At 69.8% G+C, this 8,624-nt stretch carries 7 protein-coding genes and 1 pseudogene; 3 read left to right on the top strand and 5 right to left on the bottom strand.

What is annotated here, in order from left to right; all coding sequences use genetic code 11:
- A pseudogene (locus tag B2284_RS04765) lies at positions 1-438 on the bottom strand (hypothetical protein); the annotation flags it as partial.
- Positions 439-662: 224 nt separating this feature from the next.
- On the opposite strand from B2284_RS04765, the gene B2284_RS04760 reads away from it, so the two are divergent.
- Complete coding sequence (locus B2284_RS04760) at positions 663-2,120, top strand: NAD(P)/FAD-dependent oxidoreductase (RefSeq protein WP_006945907.1); 1,458 nt, start codon at positions 663-665, stop codon at positions 2,118-2,120.
- Positions 2,121-2,187: 67 nt separating this feature from the next.
- Here the strand turns inward: B2284_RS04760 and hisN are convergent, their stop codons facing one another.
- From hisN to B2284_RS04740, 4 genes are all read right to left on the bottom strand, one after another.
- On the bottom strand, positions 2,188-3,024 hold the full coding sequence (hisN, locus tag B2284_RS04755) for a histidinol-phosphatase (protein ID WP_286697259.1): 837 nt from the start codon (positions 3,022-3,024) through the stop codon (positions 2,188-2,190).
- 89 nt (positions 3,025-3,113) lie between these two features.
- A complete protein-coding gene (gene rsgA / locus B2284_RS04750) occupies positions 3,114-4,193 on the bottom strand; it encodes a ribosome small subunit-dependent GTPase A (RefSeq protein WP_006945866.1) in 1,080 nt (359 codons plus the stop codon).
- Between the two features lies 1 nt (position 4,194).
- Positions 4,195-5,655 (bottom strand): 3-phosphoshikimate 1-carboxyvinyltransferase, encoded by a 1,461-nt coding sequence (aroA, locus tag B2284_RS04745; protein ID WP_286697258.1) that lies wholly within the window; start codon positions 5,653-5,655, stop codon positions 4,195-4,197.
- Positions 5,652-6,176 (bottom strand): hypothetical protein, encoded by a 525-nt coding sequence (locus tag B2284_RS04740; protein ID WP_286697257.1) that lies wholly within the window; start codon positions 6,174-6,176, stop codon positions 5,652-5,654. Before B2284_RS04740 ends, aroA begins: the two co-directional genes overlap by 4 nt.
- Before the next feature lie 442 nt (positions 6,177-6,618).
- On the opposite strand from B2284_RS04740, the gene B2284_RS04735 reads away from it, so the two are divergent.
- Together B2284_RS04735 and B2284_RS04730 are read left to right on the top strand one after the other, a co-directional pair.
- Positions 6,619-7,611, top strand: a complete 993-nt coding sequence (locus B2284_RS04735; protein WP_143181548.1) for a hypothetical protein — start codon at positions 6,619-6,621, stop codon at positions 7,609-7,611.
- Between the two features lie 160 nt (positions 7,612-7,771).
- Entirely contained in the window at positions 7,772-8,617 is an 846-nt protein-coding gene (locus tag B2284_RS04730; RefSeq protein ID WP_006945914.1) for an SOS response-associated peptidase, read from the top strand.
- Positions 8,618-8,624 lie beyond the last annotated feature (7 nt).

The raw sequence follows: 8,624 nt of genomic DNA, 5'->3' as shown, positions 1-8,624 counted from the left end.
GTCGGCCTGGTCGTGGCGCGGCGACTCGGATGCACCGTCAGCGGGGTCGGAGCCCACCGCGTGAGGCGCCGAGGGCGCCGCGTGCTGACCTGCATCGCCGGGCGCAGGCCGCCCGGCGGGCTGCTGTTCGCCTGCCCACCCCACGGGCGTGGCGGCGGGCTGGGCGTCGTTCCACGGGTTGCCGAGCTGCCCGGGAGCGGCCGGGCCGACGCCCTGCTCGTCGGCCGAGCTCGCGTCCGTCTGTCGCGCATCCCTCTGCTGCGGCGTGGCCGGGGCATCGCCCGACGAGCGTCCGCCGGCGGCAGCCGGAGCGTCAGCCTGGCCGGCGGGCGCGTCGAGCTGAGCATCTGGTCGCGGCCCGGCCCACGCCGGCTGCGCGGTGCCCGTGGCGGGCGCGTTCCACTGGATGGGGTACGGCTCGCGGCCTCGTTCGCTCATCGTCCACTCCGTTCGCGGCGCGGGGCGCCGTCCCGTCCTACGTCGATCCGTCGTTGTCATCCGGGTGTCGGCCCGCCGATGTCGGTGGTCGGGCGCGCCCGTGTCATGGGGCAGCCTACCGGCCGCGACACACCCATGGGTGGGCGTCGGGAATGAGTAAGCTGGGGGCAGCGTCCAAGCGTGATCGGGCCAGGCGACACGCACGCGAGATCTGCGAGGAATCCATGGGTATTGCACACAAGAGCGCCACGCGCCACCGCGTCGTCATCATCGGCTCCGGCTTCGGCGGTCTGTTCGCCGCGACCCAGTTCAAGGACGAGGACGTCGACGTCGTCCTCATCTCCTCGACGACGCATCACCTGTTCCAGCCGCTGCTGTACCAGGTCGCGACCGGCATCCTCAGCGAGGGCGTCATCGCCCCGAGCACGCGCGAGGTGCTCAAGAAGGTCAAGAACGTCGAGGTATTCCAGGGGACGGTCAGCGACATCGACGTCCAGAACAAGCGCGTCTTCGCGCAACTGCTGGACTCGACCCAGACGTACGACTACGACTCGCTCATCGTCGCGGCCGGCGCGGGGCAGTCGTACTTCGGCAATGACCACTTCGCCGAGTTCGCGCCCGGCATGAAGAGCATCGACGACGCGCTCGAGCTGCGAGGTCGCATCTTCGGTGCCTTCGAGACAGCGGAAGTGGCCGCGGCCGCCGGCGAGTGGGACGACGTGCGCACGCTGCTGACGTTCGTCGTCGTCGGGGCCGGCCCGACGGGCGTCGAGATGGCCGGGCAGATCAGCGAACTCGCCAACCGCACCCTCGCCGAGGACTTCCGCCACATCAACCCCAAGGACGCGCGCATCGTCCTCGTCGATGCGGCGCCGCAGGTGCTGCCACCGTTCGGCAAGAACCTCGGCGAGAAGGCGAAGAAGCAGCTCGAGAGCATGGGCGTCGAGGTGCTGCTCGGGCAGATGGTGACGAATGTCGACGCCACGGGCATCGAGATGAAGACGCAGGACGGCACCGTCACCCGCATCGACTCCGCGTGCAAGGTGTGGGCCGCAGGCGTCGCCGCGAGCCCGCTCGGCAAGCTGCTCGGTGACAAGACGGGCGCCGAGGTCGACCGCGCCGGGCGCATCTCCGTGCAGCCCGACCTGACGCTGCCCGGCCACCCGGAGATCTTCGTCGTCGGCGACATGATGAGCCTCGACAAGCTGCCCGGCGTCGCGCAGGTGGCGATCCAGGGCGGAAAGTTCGCGGCCAAGTCGATCCTCGCGGGCGTCAAGGGTGAGCCGGCCCCGGCGAAGTTCAAGTACTTCGACAAGGGCTCGATGGCGACGATCTCCCGTTTTTCGGCCGTGACGAAGGTGGGCCGCCTCGAGACGGAGGGGTTCATCGCGTGGCTCATGTGGCTCGGCGTTCACCTCGTCTACATCATCGGCTTCAAGTCGCGCCTGTCGACGATGCTGAGCTGGGCCGTCGCGTTCGCGAGCGACAGCCGCGACGAGCGCACCACCACGGAGCAGCAGGTCCACGCGCGTCTCGCGATCGCCGAACTCGGGGAGAAGTACCACCCGAGCGTCGACGTGCCCGGCCTGCTCGAGCTGTCGAAGGGCAGCGCGCAGCTCGAAGCCGTTGACGGTGCGGACGCGCCGGCGCTCGAGAAGCAGTCTGAGACGCCGAAGGCCTGATTCCGGTCGCACGAATCCGTGCGATGCGCGACGGCGCCCCGCTCACGCGAGCGGGGCGCCGTCGTCGTCACTCGCCCGGGATGAGGGACGGCGCGGGGGAGTCGTCGCCGAGACGAGCGAGCACCTCGTCGTGGAGCAGGCCGTTCGTCGAGACGCCGTTGCCGCTCCAGCAGCCGGGGCGTCGGTCGAGGCCGGTGAAGCGGCCGCCCGCCTCGGTGACGATGGGCACGAGCGCCGCCATGTCGTAGTCCTCGAGCTCCGGTTCGGGCGCGATGTCGACGCTTCCCTGCGCGACGAGCATGTGCGAGAAGAAGTCGCCGTAGGCGCGTGAACGCCAGCATTCCTTCGACAGGCGGAACAGGTCCATGTCCTTGCCACGTTCGGCCCAGCCGTTGAACGAGGAATAGCTGAGAGAGGCGTCCGCCAGCCTGTCGACCTTCGAGACGCTGATCGACGTCGCGCTCGTGAGGCTGCGTCCGGTCCACGCGCCGGTGCCCTGCGCGGCCCACCAGCGGCGGTGCAGTGCGGGTGCGGCGACGAGACCGACGACGGGCGTGCCCGCGTCGACGAGGGCGATGAGGGTCGCCCAGACGGGCACACCGCGCACGTAGTTCTTCGTCCCGTCGATGGGGTCGATGATCCACAGCCGATCGGCGTCGCCGCTCGTGCCGAATTCCTCACCCTTGATGGCGTCGCGCGGGCGCGCGCGCTTGAGGTTCTCGCGGATGACGCGTTCGGCCTCGCGGTCGGCCTCCGTCACGGGGGTGAGGTCGGGTTTCGACTCGACCTGCAGGTCGGCGGCGCCGAAGCGCGACATCGTGATCTCTTCGACCGAGTCGGCGAGGACGTGGGCCAGGCGCAGGTCGTCGTGGTACGGGCTGGGGTCGCGCAGGGTGTCGCTCATTGCGCCCACGCTACCGGCTCGCCGGCACCGCGAGCACGCGGTAGCGGGGTAGGCGAGTGAGTGCTCACTCGTCTACCCCGCGGTCGGGTTCAGCGTCGCTCGAGGTGCTCGTCCTTGTCGGGCACGTGGCGCGAGCGCAGCAGACGACGCAACGACGCCAGGCGCGCCGGGCCCGTCGTGCCGGCGTGACCCGCGGCGACGTAGGCGTCGAGCGCGCAGTCTGCCTCGTCGTGCGAGCAGCCGCGTGGGCATTCGGCAGTGCCGGGGGCGAGCTCAGGGAAGTGGTCGACGATCGTCGTCGGGTCGATGTGTGCGAGGCCGAACGAACGAATGCCGGGGGTGTCGATGATCCAGCCGCCCTCCGGCCCGGGAAGTTCGAGGGCGATCGCCGACGTCGAGGTGTGGCGCCCGCGTCCCGTCACGTCGTTGACGTGGCCGGTCGTGCGCGCGGCATCCGGAACGAGGGCGTTGACGAGTGTCGACTTGCCGACGCCGGAGTGCCCGACGAGGACGCTGACACGCCCGGCGAGGCGGGCGCGCAGGTCGTCGAGACCGTCGAGGTCACGGGCGACACGACCACCGGACGCGATCAGCTCGTCCCGTTGGGCGTCGCTCAGCTCGTGCGCCGACGTGACGCTGTGCGGCACGTCGAGGTCGGCGTAGTTCGCGAGGAACGGCGCCGGGTCGCCAAGGTCGGCCTTCGTCAGCGCGAGCAGCGGGTCGAGCCCCGCGTCGTAGGCGGCGACGAGGCAGCGGTCGATGAGGCCGGTCCGCGGCTCGGGGTTCGCGACCGCCGTCACCATGACGAGCTGGTCGGCGTTCGCGACGATGACGCGCTCGTACGGGTCGGTGTCGTCGGCGGTGCGGCGCAGCACGCTCGAGCGTTCCTCGACGCGCACGATGCGCGCGAGCGAGCCCTCGTGACCGCTCGTGTCGCCGACGAGCGCAACACGGTCACCGACGACGATGGGCGTGCGCGTCAGCTCGCGGGCGCGCATCGCCGTGATCTGCCGTCCGTCGAGCAGGACCGACCAGCGGCCGCGGTCGACACCCGTCACCATGCCGATGACGGCGTCGGCGTGCTTGGGGCGATCCTTCGTGCGGGGCCGAGATCCCTTGCGGTTGGGGCGCACGCGCACGTCGGACTCACTCCAGTTGCGACTCGCCATCTCAGACCGTCCGCTGCAGCGCCGGCTCGTGCGCCGCACTCGTGCCGTCGAGCAGCGCCTCCCACCGCCGGTCGAAGTGCGGCAGCGTCTTGGCGGTCGTGCCGACGTTCTCGACGACGATGCCGTCAACGACGAGCCCGACGACCGCAGCCGCCATCGCCATGCGGTGATCGTCGTACGTGTGGAACAGCCCGCCGTGCAGCACTTCTCGCGGCACCGGGGTGATGACAAGACCGTCCTCGGTCTCGTGCACCTGCGCCCCGATCGCCGTGAACTCGCGCGAGAGCGCCGCGAGCCGATCGGTCTCGTGGCCGCGGATGTGGGCGACGCCGCGGATGCGGCTGCCACCGTCGGCGAGCGCGCACAGGGCGACGACGACGGGCGTCAGCTCGGACGCTTCGGTGAGGTCGACGTCGATGCCCCGCAGACGACCGCTTTCGGGGCCGCGCACACGCAGACCGTCACGATCGAGCGTCACCTTGCAGCCCATGCGCTCGAGAACGCCACGGATGTGATCGCCCGGCTGCGTCGTGAACGTCGGCCAGTCGGCCATGAACACCTCGCCACCCGTGACGGCGGCCGCCGCGAGGAAGGGGGCAGCGTTCGACAGGTCGGGCTCGACCATGACGTCGAGCGCGCGGATGTCGCTGGGTTCGACGCTCCACGCGTAGCTGCCGCGCCCGTCGGCGTCGACGTCGTCACCGACCTCGATGACGACGCCCGCGTCACGCAGCACCTCGACCGTCATGTCGATGTGGGGGATGCTCGGCAGCGTTGCGCCGGTGTGGACGATCGTCACGCCCTCGTCGAAGCGCGCGCCGGAGAGCAGTAGTGCGGAGACGAACTGCGAACTCGTCGACGCGTCGACCTCGACGCGCCCGCCCGTGACGGCTCCGGTGCCGTGGACGGTGAACGGCAGTGCGCGGCGGCCGTCGTCGTCGATGCGGACGCCGAGGTCGGCGAGGGCCTGCAGGACAGGACCCATGGGGCGATTGCGGGCGTGCTCGTCGCCGTCGAAGGCGACCGGCCCGTCCGCGAGGGCGGCGACCGGCGGGAGGAAGCGCATGACGGTGCCGGCGAGGCCGCAGTCGACCTGCGCGGGGCCCCGAAAGGGTGCAGGAGTGACGTGCCAGTCGTCGCCCTCGGGGGAGTCTCCGGGCACGTCCTCGACCTGGACGCCCACCGAGCGCAGTGCTTGCGCCATGAGGAGGGTGTCGCGCGAGCGCAACGGCGCCCGCAGGAGAGAGTCGTCGTCGGCGAGGGCGGCGAGGACCAGGTAGCGGTTCGTCAGGGATTTCGAGCCGGGGACGCTGAACGCGCCGACGACCGGCCGGTCCGCGCGAGGTGCGGGCCAGTCGGTCGTCGGGTTCGCGGAAGCGGCGCTCGTCGCGGCGGTGGTCGTCATGTCGGAGTTCTTCATGTCGAGGCCCGCTGCGCGAGCGCTCGTACTGCCGGAGGTCATGAGGGCAGCTTGCTCCCGGCGACGGCGGCCATGAGCTTGGCCTCGCGACGAGCCGTCTTCGCGGCGCGCTTGGCCTCACGGCGCGTGACGTCGACGCCGTGCGAGGTACGCCAGGCGAGGCCCGGCTTGCCCGCGGTGTCGGCGGCGGCGAGCAGCACGCCACCGACGATGGCGGCAGTGCGGAAGAAGTTGGACTGCTTGCGTGCCTTCACCTCCGGGTCCTTCTCGGCCCAGAACGCCTCGTGCATGTAGGCGTTCGCGCCGACCGTCGGGGCGAGCAGAGCCGCGGACAGGCGCGGGAACTTGCCGAGCGCGAGGGCGGTGCCGGCGGCACCCATGAGCGCGCCCTGGCCCTTGACGATCATCTCGGGGTCGTTCGGCACCTTGCTGCCGCTCTCGCGGCTGGCGAACTCGACGAACGGCGCGGCCTCGGCGGCCTGCGACTTCGTGTTGGTGAACGCCTTGGCCGCCTCGTTGAGGAAGTAGCTGGCGAGCGCGGTACGCGCGATGCGACGGATCATGGTTCCTCCTCCTGTGAAGGTCGGCGTCGATCGTCGACGCCTTGGCCTCCCACGTTAGTCGGCGCCACCGACAACATGCGAGCCCTGTACTGCCACCGGCCGCCCGGCTGCGCACTCACTCCAACGCTGTGGGGCAGTGGGCGCGGTCCATCCTGGCCGATCCGTGGGCGAACTCGCAGATGGAGCTGCCCGATCGGCCCCCGCAGAGCTGCGTGGGGGCTGACTAACATGATGTCTCGTCGTGGACGCGACCGTCCTCGCATCCAGGGGCAGGGAGATGCACACGATGGCAAGACTTCGAACCGTCACCATCGATGACAGGGACCCCTTCGGAGAATGGGACCTGACAGAAGAGTCTCTCCGAACCGCTTATGTCGCGGCCGGTCACGTCACGAAGGCCTTGGGCGCGCTTGCCACTCCTCTCACCGGCCGGAGGGCGTACATGGCTGCCGACCTGACGGGTTCTGATCGGGCGATGAGGGCCGGGCTGAGTGACATGACCCTGTCGACCGAGCCATCGGCGCCGTCCTACTTGAGCCAGATGATCGACGCCATCAAGGGGATGGCCTTCGAGGACACGACGGAGTTCGAAAGGATTCTCGCGGGAGTCGATCAACGTTCCTTCCGTAGGGAGCTCCCCGTCAGGAAGAGCCGGGCGATCCGCGAGGCAAAGCTGATTCATACCATCGTCGCGGATAGCGGAGTGGGATACACCCTGGCCGTGAGTCACGCGGATGGCCGTTCCCTCTACGTCGTTCCTCATGACGAGGCTTCCCCCACCATCGCCATGGGGATCGCACGCTCCATCTACGTCGACGATTCAGGTCCGTCGTTCGAAGTCAGGGGGAAGTTCAAGCCGGCACCGTCTTTCGACACTGCGGGGAGGCGTTGTGTGATTCCGGATGCTTTCTTCTTGACGAATCACGTGAGCCGAGCCGCTTCACGTCGGTGCGATGCGCATGACCGCAGCGGCGCCACGCTCGTGGGGGGTGCAGCGCGCGTCAATGATGCGGTCCGGGCGATGAACCCATCGCACCCGCGCTTCGCGGCGCATTTCACGCACCCCATCTACGACGACCCCGCAGATGAATGGTCTCCGTTCGGCAGTGACGGGGCCGCCGGTGTGCTTGCGGAGTGGGAGAGCCGTCGGGACGAGCTGACGTCCTCCACGCGCCTGCGAGAGATGTACGACACGGACGAAGAATGGCGGGAGTCGGCCGCCGCGATCGGCACGTCGCCCCTCGATGCCGTTGACGAAGCGACCTGGGTGGTGGCGAGAGCATTCACGCTGCTGCGTCTGACCGGCCAGATCGACGAGGGCGGCAAGGTCGCTGCTCTGCGTGGTCTTGATCGACTTCTGCTCGAGACGGACGGTGCAGACGAATACCTCCAGCAGAAGCGTGACCTGCAGTCGTGGCGCAGCGGGCGCGCCTGAGACCCGGGCGTGCCAGACGGGCAGGGGCAGCGCCGGGGGCCCGAAAGCCGGTTGCGCTCGGTGAAGTGATGGAGGCACGACGGGCGGCGAATGGTCGCTTTCTTCACCGGAGCCGGGCAAGACTGGGTGAGACGACGACCTCTCCTCTTAGGCTTGGCCCATGTGCGGCAGATACGCAGCCAGTGCGAGCACGGGTGAATTGGTCGAGGAGTTCGAGGTCGACGTCGACGCGACGGGCGAGCAGACGCGGTCGCTGCTCGCGTCGCCGCAGAACCCGCCTGTCGGTGAGCCCGACTACAACATGGCGCCGACGAAGCAGGCGCCCGTCGTCCTGACCCGTCCCGAGCGGCTCGACGACGGCTCGCGCGGCGAGGCGAAGCGTCAGCTGCGTCACCTCACGTGGGGGCTCGTGCCGTCGTGGTCGAAGGACACCAAGGGTGGCGTGCGCATGATCAACGCGCGCGCTGAGACGTTGCTCGAGAAACCGTCGTTCGCGAAGGCCGCCCGCGCGCGTCGCTGCCTCGTGCCCGCGTCGGGTTGGTACGAGTGGCAGCTGTCACCGACGGCGCTCGACGCCAAGGGCAAACCGCGCAAGCAGCCGTTCTACATGCGCCGCGTCGACGGCACGGACGTCGCATTCGCCGGCCTCTACGAGTTTTGGTGCGATCGTTCGCTGCCCGACGGCGACCCGGCCGCGTGGCTGACGACGTTCGCCATCATCACGACGAGCGCGGGGCAGGGCCTCGACCGCATCCACGATCGCCAGCCCCTCGCGCTCGAACGCGAGCAATGGGCCGAGTGGCTCGACCCGACGCTGACCGACGACGCCGACGTCGCGACGTTCCTCACGCCCGGCGATTCGAGCCCCTTCGAGGCCTACCCCGTCTCACGCGCGGTGAGTTCGAATCGGACGAACGGCCCAGGCCTCATCGAACCCGCGCCGGAATCCGACCTCGTGGGCGTCGTCGACCCCGCGACCGGCGAGATCATCGGGGCCGAGAAGTGACCGCCGA

It is taken from the genome of Dermacoccus sp. UBA1591 (assembly GCF_002322065.1).
GTDB lineage: Bacteria > Actinomycetota > Actinomycetes > Actinomycetales > Dermatophilaceae > Dermacoccus > Dermacoccus nishinomiyaensis.
This window is presented reverse-complemented; position numbering and strand designations above follow the sequence as displayed.

Coding starts and splice junctions, on each gene's coding strand:
- B2284_RS04760 (WP_006945907.1), top strand. CDS start 663: ATGGGTATTGCACACAAGAGCGCCACGCGCCACCGCGTCGTCATCATC.
- hisN (WP_286697259.1), bottom strand. CDS start 3,024: ATGAGCGACACCCTGCGCGACCCCAGCCCGTACCACGACGACCTGCGC.
- rsgA (WP_006945866.1), bottom strand. CDS start 4,193: ATGGCGAGTCGCAACTGGAGTGAGTCCGACGTGCGCGTGCGCCCCAAC.
- aroA (WP_286697258.1), bottom strand. CDS start 5,655: ATGACCTCCGGCAGTACGAGCGCTCGCGCAGCGGGCCTCGACATGAAG.
- B2284_RS04740 (WP_286697257.1), bottom strand. CDS start 6,176: ATGATCCGTCGCATCGCGCGTACCGCGCTCGCCAGCTACTTCCTCAAC.
- B2284_RS04735 (WP_143181548.1), top strand. CDS start 6,619: ATGGCTGCCGACCTGACGGGTTCTGATCGGGCGATGAGGGCCGGGCTG.
- B2284_RS04730 (WP_006945914.1), top strand. CDS start 7,772: ATGTGCGGCAGATACGCAGCCAGTGCGAGCACGGGTGAATTGGTCGAG.